Source organism: Flavicella sp. (assembly GCF_037132785.1).
Taxonomy (GTDB): domain Bacteria; phylum Bacteroidota; class Bacteroidia; order Flavobacteriales; family Flavobacteriaceae; genus Flavicella.
The window spans coordinates 1-23,151 of sequence record NZ_JBAHZZ010000190.1 but is presented as its reverse complement, the minus strand read 5'-3'; the positions used below and the strand labels follow the sequence as shown (position 1 = coordinate 23,151).

The following is a 23,151-nucleotide window of genomic DNA, read 5'->3' as shown; positions in this document are numbered from 1 at the left end:
TAAAGGAAAATGAACCAAAAAATAGATCCATAACTAACATAAACAATGAAAATAAGAAAAAAAAATATAAATTTTAGATTTAAAAAGTCAAAATTGAAATCTAAAAATGAAAAGAGCATTATGCAACGGTCTTAAATTATATCTCATAATAACTGTACATTTTATTTCACTTAATAAAACGGCACATTATATTCAATTGGTGGCTCAACCTTTGCTTAATGCAACACTTTAATAAAAAATAAACTTAATTATCCAATATCACACATGACAAAATTTTTAACCCTACTAACAGTAATAACGATTAACCTATTAAGCTTTTCTTTAAATGCCCAATTCAAAATTAACGGAAACATTACCGACAATGTAGGAAAAGCACTTAACAGCGTTCACGTTTCTATTAAAGGAACTAATATTTCAGATATTTCGAACAATAAAGGAATTTATACTCTTGAAAATTTAAATTCAGGAAACTACACATTAATGATCTCTCATATTGGTTATAAAACGATTTCTAAAGAAGTTAAATTACAGAACAGCACACTTACCGCTAACTTTTCAATGGAAGAAGATTTATTGAACTTAGAAACTGTTGTCGTTACTGGTACATTTGACCCAATAACAAAATTAGAATCAAGCACATCAATTAGTATTATTGATAAAGAGGAATTAAAAGAAATCCCTCCGTTTGGAACTGCAAGTTTACTGAAAAATATTCTCGGAACATACATAGATGATTCTGCGGGTGAAATTTTTACTAGGGTTTACTCTCGTGGAGTTTCTGCTTCTGCCGAAGACGATCTTGGATGGTATTATGTTTCTCTTCAAGAAGATGGTTTGCCAGTAAGTTTGGTCCAGCATTCATATTACAGTCCTGATTTATTTCATCGTGCTGATTTAACAACTCAAAGAGTTGAAGCTATTAGAGGTGGTAAATCGTCCATAACTGCCTTAAACGCACCAGGGGGAATTTATAATTTCATTTCACATGGAGCAAGAAAAGACTTTGGTGGTGAAGTTCAACTAACTGGTGGTACTGCTGGTAACAATAATAATTATTATAGAATTGATGGTACTGTTGGTGGTTCTTTTGGAAACGACTGGTACTATAATATTGGTGGACACTACCGTCATGACGATGGAACTAGAGATACTGATTTTACATTTAGCAAAGGTGGACAAGTAAAATTCAACGTTATCAAAGAACACAAAAATGGCTATATCAAACTATATGGAAAATTATTGGATGACAAAACAAACCGTTGGAATGGTGTAACAGCTACAAACTGGAGTAACCCTACAGCTGCTTTTGGTCAAGATTTTAACACAACATCTTTATTAATGCCTGATTTTAACTCCAATATCCCTGACCCTAGAAATACTGAAGGCGGAGCAACAAACAACTTTAATCCTTCACAAGGTATTCATGCAGAAGATCTTGCTATTGGTCTTGATTTTTCACAAGACATAGGAAACGGTTGGAAGATAAACAACAATATAAAATTCTCTAAGAAGAAAGCTAACTGGCAAACTTCCATTAGCACAGCATATTTAGGAGTTCAAGATTCCTTTTCTTACTATTATATAAACGGAATCTATCCCGGAGGAGCTAATGGTAATTTTGTTTATCGTGATGCTGAAACAAATGAACAACTTGCTACGGCAGATAATAGCCAAATGATGAGTGGAGCTGTAATATACGATGGAGGTCTTCCTAATGATGGAACAATGGGCGTATCAGCTTGGTACAAAGACAATACTGCCAACGAAATAATGGACCAATTAACTCTCAGAAAAGAATTTAAAAACCATACTATTTCAGGGGGGCTATCTCTTGGTTTTTCTGATTCAAAATTATTTACACAAGGTAGTTTAGGCTATGCAACCTACGAGCCAAACCCTAGAATGCTAACCGTTACCATTGAAAACCCTGGAGAAGATGTAATTTATCTATCCGACGAAAATGGGATAGGTAATCATGGAGGTTTATTCTTCGAAAATGCAGAAGCACAAGTAAGTCAGATCGGAACTTTCATCAATGATCGTTGGAAAATCACAAATAACACTTATTTGGATTTAGGTTTACGTTACGAAACAATAAATCACAAAGGTAGCAGAGATGAATCTGCTCCAACTAGTCTAGAAGGCGGATTAGACGGTAACCCAAATACTATTTATGATAACGGAACACTAACTCCAACGGGTAAAAAAAACACATTTAACTACGACTACAACTACTTGTCTTATTCTTTTGGAATAAATCATAAACTAAGTAAAACTTCTGCTATATTCTCCAGATTCTCACACGGGAACAAAGCTCCAGAGTTAAATTATTACTTTAATTCTCTTTCAACTATTGCAGGTGAAATACAAGAGGTTAATCAATTTGAGTTGGGTGTAAAATATGATTTAACTAATTTTTCATTTACAACCACTGCTTTTTTAAGTGATTTAAATAATATTGGCATTACTGATTTCAGCTTAGACAATGGTACAGGAAGTATTGTATACACACCGATACAATACAACTCTTCAAGAACAATAGGGCTAGAGTGGGAAACTATCTATAATCCTATTCCCTCTTTAACTTTTGGTTTTAATGGAGTTTTACAAAACCCTAAATCAAAAGACTGGACAGTTTATAATATAGGAGAAGATGGAAATAATGATTATATCTCAGACTACTCAGGGAACACTCTTGCGTATAACCCTAAGCTATTATTTAATTTAAGTACTGGTTATACCAAACTTAAATTTTCTTCTTATATTAAATACAATTATATGGGAGAAAGAGAAGGTAATATTGCCAATGCTTTTCAACTTCCTTCTTATGGAGTATTTGATATTGGTTTGGGAAATCAAATTACCAAACAACTATCTGTAAATTTAACAGTTACAAATGTTTTTAATTCAGAAGGATTGGCTAACTTTTTTGGACCAAGTATATTCGGAGGAAATGCGAACAAAGCAAATCAAGAATATATATCTGAAAACCCTAACCAGAGTTTTGTTGTGGTTCCTATTTTAGGTAGAAGAGCCTTATTAAGGCTGAACTATATATTCTAAAAACGCTGTATTTACTTAACAAAAAAGCGATATCCAATAGGACATCTCTTTTTTATTTATAGCTATATGATTACAAATTATTCCTCAAAAACAGCTGTTGCATCACTCCCATTCCATTTTCCAACAACAGTTCCTTTTTCCAATATAACAATTCCTGGATTTGCACGAACAATTGTCTTTAGTGTAATCCCATCGCAAAACAAAAATTCAAAAGGCAGGTCAAATTCTTTTTGAACTCCCATAGTTGCTTCAGACGAAGAAGCAGAAACTCCATAAACTATATACCCTTTAGAAATAGCTTCGTCTGCTAATTCTTTTAAAGCAGAAAATCTTTCTAAAGATGAATTTTCAATATCATAACTAATAATCAAAATAGCTTTATCTGCATTCAAAATCATTTCAGTCAAATCTTCTGTTTCCGATTCTAAGAAAAAATCATGCACAGGAGGTAACTCATCACTTCCATCTTCATATTCCATTCCTTGTTGAATGTTTTTCCCAATCGCATAAGCTCTAAAATCAACTATTGGCAAATGCACCAATACGTAATAAGTAATAAATACAAAAACGCCAAAGCAAAGCAAAGACAGATTTCTCATAATTTTATCACTCAATAAAGAAGTAATAAATGTTTTATTAAAAATCAACGGGAGTAACAAAGCCATCAAAACAACATTTTTATAAAAAGTATCCCACGGACTTAATTTTAGGGCATCTCCAAAACAACCGCAATCAGTTACCTTATTATAATAAGCTGAATACCAGGTCAAAAACAAGAATAGCAAATTAATTCCAAACAGCGACCAAAGTGTAGTCTTCGGTTTATAACCAATGAGTAATGTTACACCTAGCATAATTTCAACCAAAATCAATAAAATAGAAAATGGCAAAGCAAATGGGATTAAAAATTCCAAATTTAGAACAGCTGCTCCAAAATATTCTTCAAATTTATAAGAAGATCCCAGAGGATCAACCAATTTCACAAAACCTGAATATAAAAATGTAAAGGACACCAAGATCCTTGCAATAAAAATAAGTATTCCTTTCATCTTTTAATTATTAATATTTAATCTGAAGTTTGACCTAAATGAATTAGCGCAAAAATCGCATAATTAATCATGTCTTGATAATTTGCAACTAAACCTTCAGAAACAATCGTTTTTCCTTTATTGTCTTCAATTTGTTTTACACGCAATAATTTTTGTAAAATTAAATCTGTCAAAGAGCTTACTCGCATGCTTCTCCATGCCTCTCCATAGTCGTGATTTTTATTTTCCATCAAATTTTTCGTAAGATCTATATGATTTTTATACAAAGTGACAGCTTCTTGAGTATCCATATCAGGTTGAGTCGCAATTCCTTTTTCCAACTGAATCAAAGCCATTATTGAATAATTGATGACCCCGATAAATTCGGAAACTTCACCTTCATCTACTTTACGTACATCCATTTCTTGTAATTGACGAATACGTTGTGCTTTGATAAAAATTTGATCTGTCAATGAAGAAAGACGTAAAATTCGCCAAGCACTTCCATAATCAGTCATTTTATTTTCGAATAAGGTACTACAAGTTGCTATAATAGCATCGTATTGCTCTGATGTGTTTTGCATAAAAAAATCAAAATAATATTGTAAATTTCGCCTGTATTTTCATACCGTATTACGAAAAAGTTTATTTCAAACGAAATTATAAAATTTTAAGAGAATTACCTCATAAAACATTTTTTATGTTCTATAATCAATTTAAAACAAACTTGAACTAATTAGCAAGCGACAAACTCATGAGAACTATCAATTGTAAAGGAAAACTTATCGACCTAAGCAGCCCTAAAATAATGGGAATTTTAAATATTACACCAGATTCTTTTTTTGACGGTGGTAAATACCGCAACAAAAAAAGCATCCTAAAGCAAGTCAATAAAATGCTTACAGAAGGAGCTACTTTTATTGATGTTGGTGCGTATTCATCTAGACCTGGAGCTGAACATATAACAGAAAAAGAAGAATTGAACAGAATACTTCCCATTGTGAATTTATTAATTGATACGTTTCCAAAAATTTTAATATCAATTGATACTTTTAGAAGTGAAGTGGCTAACCAATGTATAACTGCTGGCGCTGCAATGATCAACGACATCTCTGGTGGCGACGCTGACAAAAACATGTTTGCAACCGCAGTAGCATTACAAGTACCTTATATTATAATGCATATGCAAGGTACTCCTCAGAACATGCAAGACAATCCTTGTTACAAAGACGTTTTACAAGAGGTTGCCTTTGATCTCGCTAATAAATCTGCAAAACTAAAAAAGATGGGACTCAACGATTTTATTATCGATTTAGGGTTCGGTTTTGGTAAAACCATCGCTGATAATTATATGCTTCTAAACAACTTAGATCGATTTCAATTATTAGACTGCCCAATATTAACTGGAATATCAAGAAAATCAATGCTATATAAACCTTTAAATATTGATGCTAATATGTCCTTAAATGCAACAACATTTGCAAATACTATTGCCTTACAAAGAGGAAGTCATATACTAAGAGTACACGATATTAAAGAAGCAAATGAAATTATTACATTACATTCCTTACTTTCCAACTCCTAAATAAACATTTAAACAAAAAAATTCCTAACTAAAAAACCATACATTTTAATTTCGCATTGTACAACCTCTCCAAATTGTATTTCAGCTAATTGACACTGAAATAAATTTCAGTAATCAAAAAAAATTAAAATAACTTAAATGTTTTTCTGTGATATTTACAACTTCCTACTTTAGCAATTGCTCTTCTGTGTTCTTTTGTTGGATACCCTTTGTTCTTTTTCCAATTATAAACAGGAAATTCTTTATGTAAACCTTCCATCAACTGGTCTCTGTAAGTTTTTGCTAATACAGAAGCAGCTGCAATATTCATGTATTTACCATCTCCTTTAATTATAGTTTTATGAGGAATATTTTTAAAGGGATTAAACTTATTTCCATCTACAACGATAAACTCAGGAACCAAACTAAGTCCTTCAATAGATCTATGCATCGCCAAAATAGACGCTTGTAATATATTTATTTTGTCAATTACTTTTTCATCAACAACCCCAATTTGATAGGCAATTGCTTGTTCCTCGATAATTGGTCGCAATAACTCTCTTTGTTTTTCTGTAAGCTTTTTTGAATCATTTAATAAAGGATGACTAAAACCGACTGGTAAAATAACAGCTGCTGCAACAACAGGTCCAGACAAACATCCCCTTCCTGCTTCATCTGTACCTGCTTCCAAGGCAAACTCTGTGTGTTTTAATTTTAATGACATATTTATACTTTAATAAGTTGCAAAAATAAGACTTACTAGGAAATCATCAAATCACATTTAATAAATTTTCAAACTTCCAAAAGTCGAAAATTCTGAATAAATAATTTACCTTTGCTTTATATCTACAAATCTATATTCAGATTGATTTTTTAATTTTAAAAAAAATCATACGTGCAACATATGAAAAAATCCTTACTTACTGGTTTTTATATTCTCTTTTCAATTTGCATGTATGCACAGGAAAAAGACAGTATTGTAGAACCCACAATTTACAAGCTGGATGAATTTACCGAAAAAAAAGCAAGACCTTTAGCCACAAGAAAGACAGAAGAGGATGAAGGAGCCAAAGTAGACCCTGAATCGGGAAAAGCTAATTATTTATTATACAAAATAATTACGTACCCGAATGATACTATCATTTTAGATACTACATTGACCATACAAAGTCATTATAAAATGAACTTTCTAAGAAAGGATTTGTTAGGGAAACATGCTTTTCAAAATCTAGGTCAGGTATTGACTGAATTAACTCATGATTATAACAACGAAGAGATCAACCCTAGAATGGGGCAAACACCTAAACATATTGGATATAAAGAGATTAAAGATGTAAAATATTACAACGTCCCGACACCTATGACCGAGTTTTTTTACAGAGTAGGAGACGAACAAGGACAGATATTAGATTCAAAAATAGCAATCAATATGACAGAGAACTTCAACTTTTCTTTGGGATATATTGGTTTGCGTTCACTTGGAAATTACAGAAATTCATTGAGTAGTTTTAAGAATTTTACTGGAACAGTTTCTTATCAAACAAAAAACAATCGATATAAAATTCGTTTACACAACACCAATCAAACAATTTATAATCAGGAAAATGGAGGATTGACAGAAATTGCCCAAACTTTTTTTGAAACGAATAATTCTGATTATACGAGTCGTGGAAATTTGGATATAAACATGGAAGATGCAGAAAGTCTTCTCGTTGGAAAAAGATATTATATATCTCATAATTTCAAACTTTTCACTACAAAAGACACAATTCCTAAAAAAATGTCTGACATCAAATTGGGTCATATTTTCAATTACGAAACCAAACAGTTTAAATTTTCAAAAGAAACAAGTACAAGCTATTTTGGAGAATACTTTTCTGATGCTACCAGTGATAAAACATCTTATAAATCGGTAGACAACAAAGTATATATTGATTTTACTTCTCCTTATTTATTAGGGAAATTTAGAGTATTGGCAGGTTACCATTATTATTACCAAGGATATAAAAAAACCGTTTACCTTGACGACGAAACTATTCCAAATCAAATTAAAAATGAAGCCCTTTCTGTTGGAGCACATTGGAACGCCTCATTTAAATCATTTTACTTAAACACCAAGGCATCTATAAACTTAACTGGAAGCATTAACGGAAGTAATTTATTTATTGAAGCAGCATTTAAAAATACAAAAAACTTTAAACTTTCGAGTTCTATTCTCTTAAATTCGAAATCTCCCAACGTTAATTACCTCTTCTATCAAAGTAACTTTGTCGAATACAATTGGTATAATGACTTTAAAAACATAAACACTAGAAATTTAAATTTCAACTTTAGCACAAAATGGATACAGGCCTCCGCCTCTCTAACACAAATTGAAAATTACACCTATTTTAACAATGATGAACAGGCAAAGCCTATACAATTTTCTGAGACCGTAAATTACTTTAAGTTGAAAGCACATAACGAACTTAAATTTGGATATTTTGCGTTAGACACTGACGTTATTTACCAACAAGTAACAGATGGAACTAGTATTTACAAACTACCAGATGTAATCTTTAGAAGCTCTTTCTATTTCTCAAAAGTGTTTTTCAAAAAAAAATCACTGTTTCTTCAAATGGGAGCTACTATAAAATATTTCACTGCGTATAATGCCAATAACTACAACGCTGTATTGGGAGAATTCACATTACAACAAACTGATTTAGTTGGAGGAAAACCGTTAGTTGATCTATTTATAAATTCTCAAATTAAAAGAACTAAGATTTATTTCGCTTTCGAAAACATTCTACAACTTACTAATAGTAACTATTACTATTCAACTCCAAACAAACCATATACTGATTTCGTAATCAAATTTGGATTCATTTGGAATTTCTTTAAGTAAACACTTCTAACTACTGAACCATTAATTTGTCATGCCAAAAGAACTACAACTTCAAGTAAAACCAAAAGTAGCGACTATAGATTGGTTGTTAAAAAAAGAAGTTTCCTATAAATTAAAGATCGCATCTGAAGATATTAAACATATTGAAATTCTAAAAAGATCTATTGATGCAAGACAAAAATCCGTTAAGATAAACCTCAGAGTCGCTGTTTATATTCATGAAGAGTTCGAAGAAACTATACCTAGCCTACCTGATTACCCAAATGTAAGCAATCGAAAAGAAATTTTGGTTATAGGAGCTGGACCAGCAGGATTGTTTGCTGCATTAAAATTAATTGAAAAAGGACTAAAGCCAATTGTAATAGAAAGAGGAAAAGATGTAAGAGCAAGACGACGCGATTTAGCCGCAATCAATAAATTTCATCTTGTAGATGAAGATTCTAACTATTGTTTTGGCGAAGGTGGAGCAGGAACTTATTCTGATGGAAAATTATATACTAGATCTAAAAAAAGAGGAGATGTCAATGCTATCTTAAAATTACTGGTTGCATTTGGAGCTACAAAAAACATCCTAATCGACGCACACCCTCATATTGGAACTAATAAATTACCCAAAATTATCGAGAGTATGCGTAAGGCTATCATTGCACAAGGTGGAGAAGTTCGGTTTGAATCTAGAGTAATTGACATAAAAATTAAAGAAAACACAATTTCAGGAGTTCAACTACAAGACGGAACTTTAATAAACGCAAATAAATTAATCCTAGCTACAGGTCATTCTGCTAGAGATATTTTTGAACTATTGCACAGAAAAAAAATACTCATTGAAACCAAACCTTTTGCATTGGGGGTTCGTGTTGAACATCCGCAAGCATTGATTGATAGTATACAATACAAATGTGATATTCGTAGCGAATACCTACCTCCTGCTCCATACAGTATCGTAAAACAAGTTAAAAACAGAGGTGTTTACTCTTTTTGTATGTGCCCTGGTGGAGTTATTGCTCCTTGTGCAACGAGTCCAGGTGAAGTGGTTACCAATGGATGGTCGCCATCTAAACGAGACCAACCTACTTCTAATTCAGGAATTGCAGTAGAACTACGATTGGAAGATTTTAAAGAGTATAAAAAACACGGTCCTTTAGCTGCCATGGAGTTTCAGAAAAGTATTGAACAAAACGCATGGCGACTCGGAGGTGAAACTCAAAAGGTTCCAGCACAAAAACTCGTCGATTTCACCCAAGGAAAATTATCCAGTACTATTCCAAAAACCTCATACCAACCAGGAACATCCTCCGTTCAATTATCTAAAGTTTTTCCCAGTTTTATATACAAAACTTTACAAGAAGGATTTAAGCAATTTGACAAATCAATGCGAGGATATCTTACAAATGAAGCTGTAGTTCATGCACCAGAGTCAAGGACTTCATCACCAGTTAGAGTCCCTAGAAAAAATGACACCCTTGAACACCTTCAAATAAAAGGATTATATCCCTGTGGAGAAGGAGCAGGATATGCCGGAGGGATTATTTCTGCTGCTATTGATGGTGAGAAATGTGCTGAACAATGCAAAATTAGCATATCAAACAGTTAAATACTTTCTTGTTTAAATACTCTAGCTTATTCTTCAATTTTTATATTAATACGTAACTTTGTTCTGCAAAAGAAAAGACAAACATGAATTTACCTTTTTATAAATACCAAGGAACGGGAAACGATTTTGTTATGATAGACAACCGTGAATTGCACTTTGAACAAGACAATACTAAATTAATCAATCGTTTATGTGACAGACGTTTCGGAATTGGATCCGATGGTTTGATATTACTAAACCCTTCTGACTCCAATGATTTTAGCATGGTATATTACAATGCCGATGGCAATGAAGGGACTATGTGTGGTAATGGCGGGAGATGCTTAGTTGCTTTTGCTCATAACCTTGGAATTATTAAAAACCAAACAACTTTTGATGCTGTAGATGGTTTGCATTATGCAACTATTGAAGATGGTTTGGTCAACTTACAAATGATAGATGTAACTGATATTACTATAAACACTGATTCTGCATTTTTAAACACAGGTTCACCACATCATGTTCAATTAGTAGAGAACATAAATGAATTTGACGTTTTCAATCAGGGTAAAAATATTAGAAATGGCGCACCATACTTTGAAGAAGGAACCAATGTGAATTTTGCTGAGGCTATTAATTCCAACACCTTTAGAGTAAGAACCTATGAAAGAGGTGTCGAAGATGAAACTTTAGCTTGCGGAACAGGTGTTACAGCTGTTGCAATCGCAATGTTTGAACAAAATATAACACAAAGCAATCAAATAAAATTAATTGTGGAAGGCGGAGAATTAGAAGTATCTTTTCATAAAAATAAAAACAACTACGAAAAAGTCTTTCTGAAAGGTCCTGCTAAATCCGTTTTTCAAGGTACTTTTCAGTTATAATAAATTTCATGTTATGAAAACCTTAAAAGGTATACATATTAACTTACGCCCACTGGAACCAGAAGACCTACAGTTTTTGTATGATTCAGAAAACGATGAGATTAATTGGAAAATAAGTGGCACACAAGTTCCTTATTCTAAATTTATTTTAAAAAACTATATAGAAAACTCGAGTCAAGATATTTACGAAGCCAAACAACTACGATTGATTATAGAAGATAAGAAAACCAAAGAAGCTATTGGAATGATCGACCTATTTGATTTAGAGCCTTTACATAGACGAGCCGGGATTGGTATACTTATTTTAAATCAATTTCGAAACAAAAAATTTGCTTCAGAAGCCTTACATCTATTAATTTCTTATGCATTTCATTATCTAAATTTACATCAATTATTTGCTAATATTACAACCGATAATAAAAATAGTATTCGACTTTTTGAAAAATTCAATTTCCAATTGATTGGAATAAAAAAAGATTGGGTCTTTTATAATAAAAAATTTCACAACGAAAGCACATATCAATTAATACATTCTATTGAAAGAGATCATGAATAAAAAAAACAAAATCATAAGTGGTGTTTTAATAGTTATCCCTGTCTTAACTCTGCTAATTGGATATCATTATTATTCAAAAATATATCACAATAACGTACTTAAAAACACCGAATTATTTATCCCTACCAATACAAATATTGACGGACTAACCCAGCTCCTATCACCTATAATTAAAAACACTGAATCTTTTAAATGGGTTGCAACAACAAAAAAATATTCTAATCGAATAAAATCAGGGAAGTACGCTATTAGCAAAGGCATGAACAATAATGATTTGATAAACCTCTTGCGCAGTGGAAAACAAACAGCAGTTCATTTGAGTTTTAACAATCAGCACCTCTTAAAAAACTTAGCGGGACGTATTTCTACTCAAATTGAACCCGATTCATTAAGCCTACTAAAAGCCTTTCAAGATGAAACATTCTTAAAGAAAAACAATTTTAATCTAGAAACGGCTTTAGCCATGTACATTCCTAACAGCTATCAAGTCTATTGGAATACAAGCGCTGAAGGTTTTCGGAACAAAATGCTAAAAGAATACAAAATATTTTGGAACAAACAACGCCGTAGAAAAGCAAAAGCTCAAAACTTAACTCTTGTTGAAGTGATCACACTTGCATCTATTGTTCAGAAAGAAACTGCCCATATAGCTGAACGACCTATAGTTGCAGGCCTATATCTAAATCGATATCATGATCAATGGCCTTTACAAGCCGATCCTACGATTATCTATTCTTTAAAACAAAAACATGGTCAGGATTTCGAAGTGAAACGTGTTTTATTAAAAGATCTAAAAACAGATTCACCTTATAACACCTATAAATATAGAGGAATTCCTCCTGGACCAATTGCTATGCCCGACATTTCTTCTATAGATGCGGTGCTAAACCCAAAAAAACATAATTATTACTACATGTGTGCTAATATTGATGAATTTGGAAAACACACATTTTCGAAAACTTTATCAGAACATAACAGAAACGCACAGAAATACCAACGTTGGATTTCAAAACAGGGAGTAAACCGATAGATAATTTCTTATTTTTACAAAAAACACTTGAAACCAAAACTTCTTCTTTCATTATTTTTAATATTCGCATTTGTCTTTTCTGGAATTGCACAAGAAGAACTTTCATTTTTAACGAAGTCTGACAGCGTAAACAAATCAAAGTTAAAAACTGTCTATATTACAGAAACTGTCATAGCCAGTAGTGCCTTGATTGGCTTGAACCAACTTTGGTATGCCGATTATAAAAGATCTAAATTTCATTTTATAAACGACAATTCTAATTGGTTACAAATGGACAAAATAGGACATGTCTTTTCTGCTTATCAATTAGGTAGATTAAGCATGTCAGCCATGGATTGGGCAGGAGCTTCAAAAAAAGATCAATTATTATATGGTGCACCAGTTGGGTTTGTATTCTTAACAGCTGTTGAAATTTTAGATGGTTTCTCAAGTGAGTGGGGAGCTTCAACTGGTGATCTAATCGCAAACGCAGCTGGCACAACTTTACTTATTGGACAAGAATTAGGGTGGGGAGAACAACGGATTTCTTTAAAATATTCTTTTCATCAAACCAAATATGCCGGGCTAAACCCGAACGCACTAGGAGAAAATTACATTCAACAAACTTTAAAAGATTATAACGGGCAAACATATTGGATCTCTGCAAATATTTGGTCTTTTGCTAAAGAAAGTGAATTCCCAAAATGGTTAAATATCGCCTTTGGTTATGGAGCAGAAGGAATGCTGGCGTCACATCCCAGGCACGAACTAGAAACCTCCACCAGATATAGACAGTTTTACGCTTCTTTCGACTTAGATTTGACCAAAATAAAAACAAAATCTAAATTCCTAAAAACACTTTTCACTACTATTAACTTTATTAAAATACCTGCTCCAGCTATTGAATTCACAAGTAATGGGAAAATAAAAGGACATTGGATTTACTATTGAAATAGCAATATTCTCTATTTCAGATAATTAAAATAAAACACGTACATTTGCCGCTTCAAAAACAAATTAAGCCAGAAAATATATTTTATATGAAATCTATCAAAAATAAGTTTTTTTCAAGTCTTGTTTTGATTATTTTTATTTTTACAACAAGTGGAAATAACAGTTTTTCAAACACTACTTTTAACGACATTCAAGTAATTACTGAAGAAGATTCTAACACATTCCAAGGTCCATACAACAAAAATGGATTTTATCACTTTAAAGAAGCTTTAGCTTTTAAAGAGTCTGGAGGAAGGTATTCCATAGTAAATACTTTTGGGTACTTAGGAAAATACCAATTTTGCAAGGGAACTTTACTACGGTTTGACATTGTTGACACAAAAGCATTCCTAGAAAGCCCAGATCTACAAGAAAAAGCTTTTATTGCTTATTGCAAGGTCAATAAATGGATTTTAAGAAAAGACATCAAACGTTCAGTCGGTAAAAAGATAAATGGAATCGTTATAACAGAATCAGGAATATTAGCAGCAGCACATCTTGCTGGCGCAGGAAATATCAAGAAATTTCTACGTTCCAAAGGAGTTTTTCGTTTTGAAGATGGATATGGAACTACAATAGAACAATACATGTACATGTTTAGAGGTTATGATACTTCAAATATAGAAAAAGATAGACTACCTAAATTAGGTTAAATTTCTATTCTTTGTGAATGATAAATATTGCGGGTCTTTTATGTAAATAGGGCTTTACCCTTGCCCATTCATTTACCGTATAAGTTTTTATATACTCACTACTTAAAGAAATATCAACGGCTATACACAAACGAGTAGATGGATGTAAAGATGTTTTTAAATCCTCTAACATTTTATCATTTCTATAAGGTGTTTCAATAAATATTTGCGACTGATTTCTATCTTTAGATATTTTTTCCAACAATTTTATTTCACGTTTCCTTTCCGACTTATCGATTGGTAAATAGCCATTAAAAGCAAAATTCTGACCATTCATACCAGAACTCATCATCGCCATTAAAATTGAAGACGGACCTACTAAAGGTACAACTTTGACTCCTTTTTCATGAGCTAACTTTACCACATCTGCACCTGGATCTGCAATAGCAGGCACTCCAGCTTCAGACAATAAACCCACAGAAATTCCTTCTTGACAACTATCTAAATAATGCTGTATTTCTAAAGCACTTGCATACTTATCAAGTAACATAATTTTTAAATCTGGTTGTGATTTTTTTGGAGTAATCTTTTTGATAAACCTCCTAGCAGATTTTTCGTTTTCAACAATAAAATAGTCCAATTCCTCAACTACTTTCTTTACAGAAATTGGGATTACTTCTAAAGGCTCATTATCTCCTAAAGTTGTTGGTATTAAATACAACTTGCCTAAACTCATTATCAAAAATTTAATTCGTTATTTTTTTTGCAATAATATCACAACTCGCATCTAAAAGTTGATATACATTTTCAAAACCTCCATTACCTCCATAATACGGGTCTGGGACCTCTAAATTATCACCTGCATGCAATTCATTTAAGATCATCTTTACTTTTGCTATTTCAGAACTATTCTCTGCAAGGCTTATTATATTATTGTAATTAGAACGGTCCATAACAAAGATATAATCAAAAGATTTAAAGTCACTAACCAAAAAGGCACGTGCTCTTTGAGGTGTTATATCAATTCCATGTTTTTTTGCTATTTCTATAGACCTTGAATCAGGTAAATTACCAATGTGATATGCGGCTGTTCCAGCAGAGTCAACAATTACATTTTCTGAAGACATCTTAGACTTTAAAATACCTTCTGCTAATGGAGATCTACAGATATTACCCAAACACACCATCAAAACTTTAACCATCTTTTAGAAAGTTAATTTGTTTGTCAGATCTTCTACGTATTTTTTAAATTGCTTATCTGTTTCTGACAAGTTATCCACCGTTTTACATGCATGTAAAACCGTTGCATGATCTCTTTTACCAATTTGAGAACCTATACTTGCTAAAGAAGATTTTGTCATTCTCTTTGCAAAAAACATGGCCAACTGTCTAGCCTGAACTATATGACGTTTTCTCGTTTTAGATTGTAAAGTCGCCACATCCATATCAAAATATTTCGATACTACTTTTTGAATATAATCTATTGATACCTCACGCTTTGTATTCTTAACAAATTTATCTACTATTTGTTTTACCAAATTCATCGTAAATTCCTTTTTGTTAAAAGAAGCTTGAGCAATCATAGAAATCAACACACCTTCTAACTCACGAACATTGGATTTTATATTCTTAGCAATATACTCCACTATTTCATCTGGCATCTCAACACCATCTCTATATAATTTATTTTGAAGAATAGAAATTCTTGTTTCAAAATCAGGAGTTTGCAATTCTGCAGACAGCCCCCATTTAAAACGAGATAACAAACGTTGTTCGATATCTTGCATATCAACAGGCGCTTTATCCGAAGTTAAAATAACCTGTTTTCCATTCTGATGTAAATGATTAAATATGTGGAAAAAAACATCTTGTGTTCCTTTTTTTCCGGATAAGAATTGAACATCATCAATAATTAAAACATCAATCATTTGATAGAAATGAATAAAATCATTTCTCGTATTTCCTTTTACAGAATCAATATACTGCTGCGTAAATTTCTCTGAAGAAATATACAAAACCGTTTTATCTGCGTATTTATCTTTTATCTGAACGCCAATAGCATGTACCAAATGTGTTTTCCCTAGCCCTACACCTCCATAAATTAACAAAGGATTAAATGATGTTCCTCCGGGTTTATTAGCTACAGCCATTCCAGCTGACCTAGCCAATCGGTTAGAATCACCTTCTACAAAACTTTCAAAATTATAATTTGGATTTAATTGTGATTCAATTTTTACTTTTTGCAAACCAGGAATCACAAACGGATTTCTTAATTCGCGCTTTTTGAATTCGAAAGGAACAGTTACATTCTGTGTTTTTAACGGTGCTCTATTTGAGCTTGGTATCTTTACGATTTGAGGACTATTACTGCTGTAGGAATTTTCCATTTTCACCTCGTACACCAATTTGGCATCTTGACCTAATTCTCTCACCAACGCAACTCTAAGCAATTTTATATAATGCTCTTCTAACCATTCGTAGAAAAATTTACTTGGAACTTGTACCGTTAAAACTTCTCCCGTAACACGAATAGGTTTAATCGGCTCGAACCAAGTTTTGTACGCTTGTGGCTTAATATTGTCTTCAATAAAAGACAGGCATTCCCCCCAAACCGAAGTGGCTATTTTAGTCATTGTTGTGATAGAGTATATTTTGTTTGTAACTAGAAAAAATGATGCGATTTAATCGCTCCTTTTGATTCTACAAATGTGTGAATAATTTTTAGTATAAAAAAATGAAATCACTATAGGTTCTTATTTATTTTTTTCGTAAAATAACAATCTCAATAAATAAAAATGTTAGAAAACAAAACTCCCTTAAAAATAAGATACTGTGAAACCGATCAAATGGGATATGCTCATCATGGAAACTATGCCCAATATTTTGAAATCGGTCGACTAGCATTACTAAACGACCTAGGAATCTCTTATAAAAAAATGGAAGAAGAAGGTGTAATTCTTCCTGTATACTCGTTAAACACTAGGTTTATAAAACCCGCGAAATTTGACGACTCGCTAATCTTAAGAACAATATTAAAAGAAATCCCTTCAACAAGAATTACTTTTGAATATGAAATTTATAATTCAAAAAACGAAAAAACGTGTTTTGGAGAAACCGTATTGGTATTTGTAGATACGAAAAAAAATAGACCTATAAAAATTCCACAAGAATTATTTTCTAAAATTATAGAAAAATTTTAATCAACTAATTTTATGATTCTAAAAATCATTATTTTAAATGTTTTTTACAGCTAAAAAATGTAAGGTCTCAAATAGGTTTTTTATCCTTTCTATTTGAGAGATTTTTATTGTTAATACTATAACACAATTTGAAGTCATCATTTGAGAAAAAATAATCATTTTTTTTTGTTTTATAATTCGCATTACCTTATTCATAAATTGATACTCAAAAGTCAACTCCAACTTATCTTCAATTGTTTTTTTAACTATCGTAGACTCTTCCATTGTCAATTGCGCAGATGCTTTATAAGCACGTATCAATCCACCCACGCCTAATTTCACACCACCAAAATAACGCACCACCACAATTAATACATCAGTAACATCAGCCGAAACAATTTGACCATAAATTGACTGTCCTGCAGAATTACTTGGCTCTCCATCGTCATTGACACGAAATCGTTCTGGATTGACTCCTAGTCTCCAAGCATAACACCAATGCCTTGCTGAATGATGCTTTTTTTTTATTTTAATAAGAATCTCTTTTACCTCTTCCTCTGTAGTAACAGGAAATCCGTAACCAAAAAATTTACTGCTTTTCTCTTTAAATAGAGTTTCGTCAGATGGTTTTTCTAAGGTTTTATACACATCAACAATCTCCATAATAACCTTGATGTGATCTATTTTTAAAAATCTTTAATTTCGTACCTTTTAAATCCACCTCTTCTATTTTTACTTCGGAAAAACAAGGAGCTCTCACCCCTCCCTCAAAGACAACATCACCATAAAAAACTCTTGCTTCATCCCACAGACCGGCTTTTATAAAAGTTTGTAGCGTCTGACTTCCTCCTTCGATAATTACGGATTGAATTTGATGTTTTATTAAAACTCGACATAACTCACTCACTATATTTCCAGAAAAGTTCATTCCCTCAAAAACTAAATTATTTTTAGATTTCGCATTAGACAATACAGAAACATTTGTACACACAATTGTTTTTACACTTCCATCAAATAAACTATTCGAGGCTGGGATTCGCAAAGTTTTATCCAAAACAATCCTTACGGGAGATTGCCCTCCCCAATACCTTACATTAAGTTTAGGATTGTCAGCAATTGCTGTATTGGTCCCAACCAATATTGCATGTTCTTTACTTCTCCATTTATGAACTATTTGTTGAGCATATGCATTGCTTATCCAAACTGGACGATTTTCTTCCTTTTTTAATGGAGCGACAAAACCATCTTTTGATTGCGCCCATTTTAAGATTACATAGGGTCTGTTTTTATTCTGAACAGTAAAAAACCGTTTATGCTGCTCCAAGCACTGCTCTTCTAGTACGCCAAGTTTCACCTCACAACCATTAACTCTTAAACGCTCAATCCCTTTCCCGGCCACTACCGAATGCGTATCTACACAACCAACCACCACCTTAGGAATCTTATATTTTACAATTAAATCAGCACAAGGAGGTGTTTTACCAAAATGAGCACAGGGCTCAAGAGTAACATACAAGGTTGCCTTTTTTAAAAGAGACTCCTCTTTTACCGAAGAAATTGCATTCACCTCTGCATGATTTCTTCCATAAGGACTAGTATAACCTTCTCCAATAATAGATCCTTCAAACACAATTACACAACCAACTGAAGGATTTGGCCTTGCCTCACCAATTCCATTCTGAGCTAACTGCAGACAACGAGTCATATAAAATTCATCTAATTCCATAAAACAAAAGTAAGCTGAATCCAGCAAAGTAACAATCTTTAGTAACTAGAAGAATTTTAAACAACAAAAGGCATAAACTAAAAACTAACTTGTATTTTTGCAGCATGACTATTTCCTATTTAAAATCCTTATTTCAAACAGAATTAAATTCCATTTACCCGAAAAACGAAATAGATTCTTTTTATCATATCCTAACAGAATTTAAATTAGGAATATCACGTGTAGATAAAGCACTTAATCCAGGGCAGGAAGTAAATGAGGATGCTATTGTGTATTTCAAAAATGCAATTTCCCTTCTTTATTCAGAAAAACCCATCCAATATATCACTGAAGAAACAGAATTTTACGGATTGACTTTTAAAGTAAACAAAAACGTATTAATTCCTAGGCCAGAGACAGAAGAATTGGTCAATTGGATTATAGAAAATAGTGACCCAAATAAAGAAATTTCAATTTTAGACATCGGTACAGGAAGTGGCTGTATAGCCATTTCACTAGCGAAAAACATTACAAAGGCAAACGTTACTGCAATTGATTTTTCAAAACCAGCGATAAATATAGCCTTAAAAAACGCAAAGAAAAACGGAGTTTCCATTGAGTTTATCAAACAAGACATCCTAAAAGCAGATAGTTTAACAAAGAATTTTGATATCATTGTAAGCAATCCTCCATACGTTAGAGAACTAGAAAAACAAGAGATAAACAACAACGTGCTTTCTTTCGAGCCTCATTCTGCTCTTTTTGTGACAGACAATAACGCCTTAGTGTTTTATCGTAAAATTGCAGATTTATCCATAAACCACCTAAAACCAAACGGAAAATTATTCTTTGAAATCAACCAATACCTAGGTAAAGAAACATTAGAGATGCTGACAAAAAAAGGTTTTACTCTAAACAAATTAAAAAAAGATATTTTTGGTAATGATCGAATGATTATGTCTCAAAACCCCAAGAAAAGATCTTAACCATCAAACTCCCCACCACACAAACACCCTTTAACTTACTTTAATAAAGTAAATAAGTATCTTTACAGCATGAGAATTGACATTATTACAGTATCCCCAGAACTAATTCAAAGTCCATTTGAATATTCCATACTAAATAGAGCACAAGAAAAAGGCTTGGCAGAAATACACTTCCATAACCTTAGAGATTTCGCTTTAAACAAATACAATAAAATTGACGATTACCAATTTGGAGGAGGAGCAGGTATGGTTTTAATGATTGAACCTATAGACAAATGTATCACTAAACTAACAGCGGAAAGAAATTACGACGAGATCATTTATATGACTCCTGATGCCCCCATACTAAATCAACCTACTGCAAATACACTATCTCTTAAAGAGAATATTATTATTTTATGCGGTCATTACAAAGGTGTTGATCAACGTGTTCGAGATTTATTTATCACCAAAGAAATATCCATTGGAGATTATGTTTTAAGCGGAGGAGAATTAGGAGCTGCTGTTTTATGTGATAGTATAATTCGTCTTATCCCTGGAGTTTTAGGAGATGAAACTTCTGCTTTAACAGATTCTTTTCAAGACAACCTATTATCTCCACCTGTATACACTAGACCTGCTTCTTATAAAGGCACCCATGTTCCTAAAATATTACTCTCTGGTAATTTTCCTAAAATAGACGATTGGAGATCAGATCAAGCTTACAAAAGAACAAAACAAATTAAACCAGAATTATTAGATGAATAGAGTTCGTTTTTTTTTAAAAACATATCCAACATTTAGTCTTCTACTCGGATTTCAATTGTTCCGCCTTTTCTTACTTCCATTTATGGGGCTAACGCCACAAGACGCCTACTATCATTTTTACGGGGAAAACCTGTCTCTTTCTTATTTTGACCACCCTGGAATGATTGCGTATATATTACGATTATTCACAACCGTATTTGGAAAAACTGTTTTTGTTGTAAAATTTGCTGATTTTTTTATCACCTCAATAACCCTATTCAGCTTTTACAAACTAGGTTCTATTTTCCTTTCCAAACCAAAACTAAACAATGCATTGATACTTATAAGTACAACTGTATTCATTTCTATATTAAGTTTTAACTCAACACCAGATGTTCCTTTACTATTATTTTGGACACTCTCATTAATTTTTTTAAGCAAAGCTCTCTTTGAAAATAAAAAATATTATTGGCTTTTGGCTGGACTTGCCATGGGACTTGCTTTCAACTGTAAATACACAGCTTTATTATTACAAATCGGACTTTTAACTTTTCTTGTATTCTCAAACAAATACAGAAGACTGCTTCTTTCTCCCTGGGTCTGGGCATCTCTTACTATCTCAATACTGACTACCTTTCCTATTTGGTATTGGAATTATCAAAATGAGTTTGCATCGTTTTTATTTCAATCGCTGAACAGAACTAGTAGTATCTCTAAATTTCAAATACAACCCAAATTTTTCTTTGGAGCTATTGGACATCAAATTTTACTTTTACTACCAATATTATTCATTACATTTTTTAGTCTGATTTACAAATACCTTAAAAAAGCAGTTGTGAAATTTAAACTTCCATCAGACAAAACTTTATTTCTTCTAGCGTTTTTTATTCCAACATTTTTAGCTTTCTTTTTACTTACACCAATTTATTGGGTAAAACTAAACTGGATGATGCCTTCCTATATAACAGGAATTCTGTTGGCAGCAATGGTTATTAAAAAGAAACACATTAAAACACATATATATATTTCTGCAGGAATTCATGTATTAGTATGCCTACAAATTTTATTTTATTTGGTTCCTATCAAAAGTGATGACACATGGGTAGGCTGGAAAGAAGTAGTTATTGAGACAGAAAAAAGACAACAAGACTATCCAAATTCATTTGTTTTCTCAGCTGATGGATACAAGACAACTGCATGCATGACATTTTTTAGCGAACAGAAAATATATGCACAGAATATTATAGGCAATCATGCATTGCATTTTGACTATATAGGAGATGACTTATCTATTCTTAAAGGAAAAACAGCTCTATTTATTGACTCTGACAAACGTTTTAAAAATAATTTAAAAAAAGGTAATCACCCTGCTAAATTAGACCTCTATTTCTCTGAAATAAAAGAACTTGACCCTATAATCATTAAGATAAATGGAAAAGACACTAGAAAATTCTGGATATATGCTTGTTCAAATTACACCCCTATAAAAGAAAACGAGTAAACAACTGAAAACTCATATTATTAAGTTCTAAAAAAACACGTTTCAATATTCTTAGACAAAAAAAAGAACTATATTTGCAACCTCAAAATCAACCTCTAACGATACTCGTGAATGTTGGTTTGTTGAAACCGATTAAATATAAACAAATGGCTAATTTAGTAGATTTTGTACAAAACGAATTTGTAGAAAAAAAAGAATTCCCAGAATTTCAAGCTGGAGACACAATTACTGTGTATTACGAAATTAAAGAAGGTAGTAAAACTCGTACTCAGTTTTACAGAGGAGTTGTTATCCAAAGAAGAGGATCTGGATCTTCTGAAACTTTCACTATTAGAAAAATGTCTGGAACAGTTGGCGTAGAGCGTATCTTTCCAGTAAACTTACCAGCTTTACAGAAAATCGAAGTAAACAAGCAAGGTAAAGTAAGAAGAGCTCGTATTTTTTACTTTAGAGAGCTTACAGGTAAAAAAGCAAGAATCAAAGAGGCTCGTCGTAAATAGGACTTTTCTTTTCAAAATTCATAAAAACTCATTAGAAAAATCTAATGAGTTTTTTTTATTTCTTTAAATAAAAAACACAACATATACATCTCTAAGCAGGAGGCAGTTGCCAGGTATTGAAAGTCCGAAAGATATTATTTTAAAAAACTTTGTAAAGTGTAGGTATTCTGAAAACACATTAAGAAACAAGTACTTTTAATAAATATCCTATTATATTTGATGCATATTAACCTCGCATCTATATATCGTTAGTTTTACGCAGCATATTTTATGTTGTGATATTTAAAATATTTGACTACCCTTTTGCTGTCATTTTGAAGTGTTTTCATGTGATTTTCTGAATTTTCCTTCATCTTTTCTTGTGT

Annotated in this window: 22 protein-coding genes; 14 read left to right on the top strand and 8 right to left on the bottom strand. The window is 32.2% G+C overall.

Annotated elements, in window-relative coordinates; genetic code table 11:
• Positions 1-264: 264 nt before the first annotated feature.
• Positions 265-3,063 (top strand): TonB-dependent receptor, encoded by a 2,799-nt coding sequence (locus tag V5787_RS12125; RefSeq protein ID WP_336893467.1) that lies wholly within the window; start codon positions 265-267, stop codon positions 3,061-3,063.
• Positions 3,064-3,140: 77 nt separating this feature from the next.
• On the opposite strand, the gene V5787_RS12120 is transcribed toward V5787_RS12125, so the two are convergent.
• The gene (locus V5787_RS12120) at positions 3,141-4,112 is read right to left on the bottom strand and encodes a DoxX family protein (protein WP_336893466.1); all 972 of its coding nucleotides are present in this window, start codon (positions 4,110-4,112) and stop codon (positions 3,141-3,143) included.
• A 17-nt stretch (positions 4,113-4,129) separates the two neighbouring features.
• The gene (locus V5787_RS12115; protein ID WP_336893465.1) at positions 4,130-4,675 is read right to left on the bottom strand and encodes a DUF1599 domain-containing protein; all 546 of its coding nucleotides are present in this window, start codon (positions 4,673-4,675) and stop codon (positions 4,130-4,132) included.
• Positions 4,676-4,845: 170 nt separating this feature from the next.
• Between V5787_RS12115 and folP the strand changes: the two genes are divergently transcribed.
• Positions 4,846-5,676: a dihydropteroate synthase gene (gene folP, locus V5787_RS12110; protein WP_336893464.1), complete on the top strand. Its 831-nt coding sequence runs from the start codon at positions 4,846-4,848 to the stop codon at positions 5,674-5,676.
• Between the two features lie 124 nt (positions 5,677-5,800).
• On the opposite strand, the gene V5787_RS12105 is transcribed toward folP, so the two are convergent.
• Complete coding sequence (locus tag V5787_RS12105; RefSeq protein ID WP_336893463.1) at positions 5,801-6,379, bottom strand: ribonuclease HII; 579 nt, start codon at positions 6,377-6,379, stop codon at positions 5,801-5,803.
• Positions 6,380-6,559: 180 nt separating this feature from the next.
• On the opposite strand from V5787_RS12105, the gene V5787_RS12100 reads away from it, so the two are divergent.
• From V5787_RS12100 to V5787_RS12070, 7 genes are all read left to right on the top strand, one after another.
• Positions 6,560-8,542, top strand: coding sequence for a putative porin (locus V5787_RS12100; RefSeq protein ID WP_336893462.1), 1,983 nt, complete (start codon positions 6,560-6,562; stop codon positions 8,540-8,542).
• A gap of 31 nt (positions 8,543-8,573) precedes the next feature.
• Positions 8,574-10,136, top strand: coding sequence for an FAD-dependent protein (locus V5787_RS12095; protein ID WP_336893461.1), 1,563 nt, complete (start codon positions 8,574-8,576; stop codon positions 10,134-10,136).
• 83 nt (positions 10,137-10,219) lie between these two features.
• Complete coding sequence (gene dapF / locus V5787_RS12090; RefSeq protein ID WP_336893460.1) at positions 10,220-10,999, top strand: diaminopimelate epimerase; 780 nt, start codon at positions 10,220-10,222, stop codon at positions 10,997-10,999.
• Positions 11,000-11,012: 13 nt separating this feature from the next.
• Positions 11,013-11,555, top strand: a complete 543-nt coding sequence (locus V5787_RS12085; protein WP_336893459.1) for a GNAT family N-acetyltransferase — start codon at positions 11,013-11,015, stop codon at positions 11,553-11,555.
• Positions 11,548-12,585, top strand: coding sequence for an endolytic transglycosylase MltG (mltG, locus tag V5787_RS12080; RefSeq protein ID WP_336893458.1), 1,038 nt, complete (start codon positions 11,548-11,550; stop codon positions 12,583-12,585). The genes V5787_RS12085 and mltG overlap by 8 nt, the downstream gene beginning before the upstream one ends.
• 27 nt (positions 12,586-12,612) lie before the next feature.
• Positions 12,613-13,515 (top strand): DUF2279 domain-containing protein, encoded by a 903-nt coding sequence (locus tag V5787_RS12075; RefSeq protein WP_336893457.1) that lies wholly within the window; start codon positions 12,613-12,615, stop codon positions 13,513-13,515.
• Between the two features lie 89 nt (positions 13,516-13,604).
• A complete protein-coding gene (locus V5787_RS12070) occupies positions 13,605-14,210 on the top strand; it encodes a peptidoglycan-binding protein LysM (protein ID WP_336893456.1) in 606 nt (201 codons plus the stop codon).
• A gap of 4 nt (positions 14,211-14,214) precedes the next feature.
• Here the strand turns inward: V5787_RS12070 and V5787_RS12065 are convergent, their stop codons facing one another.
• The 3 genes from V5787_RS12065 to dnaA are packed head-to-tail and all read right to left on the bottom strand — an operon-like array spanning position 14,215 to position 16,822.
• A complete protein-coding gene (locus tag V5787_RS12065) occupies positions 14,215-14,925 on the bottom strand; it encodes an SAM-dependent methyltransferase (RefSeq protein WP_336893455.1) in 711 nt (236 codons plus the stop codon).
• 10 nt (positions 14,926-14,935) lie between these two features.
• Complete coding sequence (locus tag V5787_RS12060) at positions 14,936-15,391, bottom strand: low molecular weight protein-tyrosine-phosphatase (protein WP_336893454.1); 456 nt, start codon at positions 15,389-15,391, stop codon at positions 14,936-14,938.
• 3 nt (positions 15,392-15,394) lie between these two features.
• A complete protein-coding gene (dnaA, locus tag V5787_RS12055) occupies positions 15,395-16,822 on the bottom strand; it encodes a chromosomal replication initiator protein DnaA (RefSeq protein ID WP_336893453.1) in 1,428 nt (475 codons plus the stop codon).
• Positions 16,823-16,984: 162 nt separating this feature from the next.
• Between dnaA and V5787_RS12050 the strand changes: the two genes are divergently transcribed.
• Positions 16,985-17,389, top strand: a complete 405-nt coding sequence (locus V5787_RS12050; protein ID WP_336893452.1) for a thioesterase family protein — start codon at positions 16,985-16,987, stop codon at positions 17,387-17,389.
• A 33-nt stretch (positions 17,390-17,422) separates the two neighbouring features.
• Here V5787_RS12050 and V5787_RS12045 read toward each other — a convergent pair whose 3' ends face one another.
• The gene (locus V5787_RS12045) at positions 17,423-18,031 is read right to left on the bottom strand and encodes a YigZ family protein (protein ID WP_336893451.1); all 609 of its coding nucleotides are present in this window, start codon (positions 18,029-18,031) and stop codon (positions 17,423-17,425) included.
• Positions 18,018-19,094, bottom strand: coding sequence for a bifunctional diaminohydroxyphosphoribosylaminopyrimidine deaminase/5-amino-6-(5-phosphoribosylamino)uracil reductase RibD (gene ribD / locus V5787_RS12040; RefSeq protein WP_336893450.1), 1,077 nt, complete (start codon positions 19,092-19,094; stop codon positions 18,018-18,020). Before ribD ends, V5787_RS12045 begins: the two co-directional genes overlap by 14 nt.
• Positions 19,095-19,198: 104 nt before the next feature.
• Between ribD and prmC the strand changes: the two genes are divergently transcribed.
• From prmC to rplS, 4 genes are all read left to right on the top strand, one after another.
• Entirely contained in the window at positions 19,199-20,059 is an 861-nt protein-coding gene (gene prmC / locus V5787_RS12035; RefSeq protein WP_336893449.1) for a peptide chain release factor N(5)-glutamine methyltransferase, read from the top strand.
• Positions 20,060-20,128: 69 nt separating this feature from the next.
• Positions 20,129-20,806, top strand: a complete 678-nt coding sequence (trmD, locus tag V5787_RS12030; RefSeq protein ID WP_336893448.1) for a tRNA (guanosine(37)-N1)-methyltransferase TrmD — start codon at positions 20,129-20,131, stop codon at positions 20,804-20,806.
• Positions 20,799-22,286 carry a glycosyltransferase family 39 protein gene (locus tag V5787_RS12025; RefSeq protein WP_336893447.1) on the top strand — a complete coding sequence of 496 codons (1,488 nt, stop codon included), beginning with the start codon at positions 20,799-20,801 and terminating at the stop codon, positions 22,284-22,286. Before trmD ends, V5787_RS12025 begins: the two co-directional genes overlap by 8 nt.
• Positions 22,287-22,432: 146 nt before the next feature.
• The gene (gene rplS, locus V5787_RS12020; RefSeq protein WP_336893446.1) at positions 22,433-22,786 is read left to right on the top strand and encodes a 50S ribosomal protein L19; all 354 of its coding nucleotides are present in this window, start codon (positions 22,433-22,435) and stop codon (positions 22,784-22,786) included.
• Positions 22,787-23,151 lie beyond the last annotated feature (365 nt).

Coding starts and splice junctions, on each gene's coding strand:
- V5787_RS12125 (WP_336893467.1), top strand. CDS start 265: ATGACAAAATTTTTAACCCTACTAACAGTAATAACGATTAACCTATTA.
- V5787_RS12120 (WP_336893466.1), bottom strand. CDS start 4,112: ATGAAAGGAATACTTATTTTTATTGCAAGGATCTTGGTGTCCTTTACA.
- V5787_RS12115 (WP_336893465.1), bottom strand. CDS start 4,675: ATGCAAAACACATCAGAGCAATACGATGCTATTATAGCAACTTGTAGT.
- folP (WP_336893464.1), top strand. CDS start 4,846: ATGAGAACTATCAATTGTAAAGGAAAACTTATCGACCTAAGCAGCCCT.
- V5787_RS12105 (WP_336893463.1), bottom strand. CDS start 6,379: ATGTCATTAAAATTAAAACACACAGAGTTTGCCTTGGAAGCAGGTACA.
- V5787_RS12100 (WP_336893462.1), top strand. CDS start 6,560: ATGAAAAAATCCTTACTTACTGGTTTTTATATTCTCTTTTCAATTTGC.
- V5787_RS12095 (WP_336893461.1), top strand. CDS start 8,574: ATGCCAAAAGAACTACAACTTCAAGTAAAACCAAAAGTAGCGACTATA.
- dapF (WP_336893460.1), top strand. CDS start 10,220: ATGAATTTACCTTTTTATAAATACCAAGGAACGGGAAACGATTTTGTT.
- V5787_RS12085 (WP_336893459.1), top strand. CDS start 11,013: ATGAAAACCTTAAAAGGTATACATATTAACTTACGCCCACTGGAACCA.
- mltG (WP_336893458.1), top strand. CDS start 11,548: ATGAATAAAAAAAACAAAATCATAAGTGGTGTTTTAATAGTTATCCCT.
- V5787_RS12070 (WP_336893456.1), top strand. CDS start 13,605: ATGAAATCTATCAAAAATAAGTTTTTTTCAAGTCTTGTTTTGATTATT.
- V5787_RS12065 (WP_336893455.1), bottom strand. CDS start 14,925: ATGAGTTTAGGCAAGTTGTATTTAATACCAACAACTTTAGGAGATAAT.
- V5787_RS12060 (WP_336893454.1), bottom strand. CDS start 15,391: ATGGTTAAAGTTTTGATGGTGTGTTTGGGTAATATCTGTAGATCTCCA.
- dnaA (WP_336893453.1), bottom strand. CDS start 16,822: ATGACTAAAATAGCCACTTCGGTTTGGGGGGAATGCCTGTCTTTTATT.
- V5787_RS12050 (WP_336893452.1), top strand. CDS start 16,985: ATGTTAGAAAACAAAACTCCCTTAAAAATAAGATACTGTGAAACCGAT.
- V5787_RS12045 (WP_336893451.1), bottom strand. CDS start 18,031: ATGGAGATTGTTGATGTGTATAAAACCTTAGAAAAACCATCTGACGAA.
- ribD (WP_336893450.1), bottom strand. CDS start 19,094: ATGGAATTAGATGAATTTTATATGACTCGTTGTCTGCAGTTAGCTCAG.
- prmC (WP_336893449.1), top strand. CDS start 19,199: ATGACTATTTCCTATTTAAAATCCTTATTTCAAACAGAATTAAATTCC.
- trmD (WP_336893448.1), top strand. CDS start 20,129: ATGAGAATTGACATTATTACAGTATCCCCAGAACTAATTCAAAGTCCA.
- V5787_RS12025 (WP_336893447.1), top strand. CDS start 20,799: ATGAATAGAGTTCGTTTTTTTTTAAAAACATATCCAACATTTAGTCTT.
- rplS (WP_336893446.1), top strand. CDS start 22,433: ATGGCTAATTTAGTAGATTTTGTACAAAACGAATTTGTAGAAAAAAAA.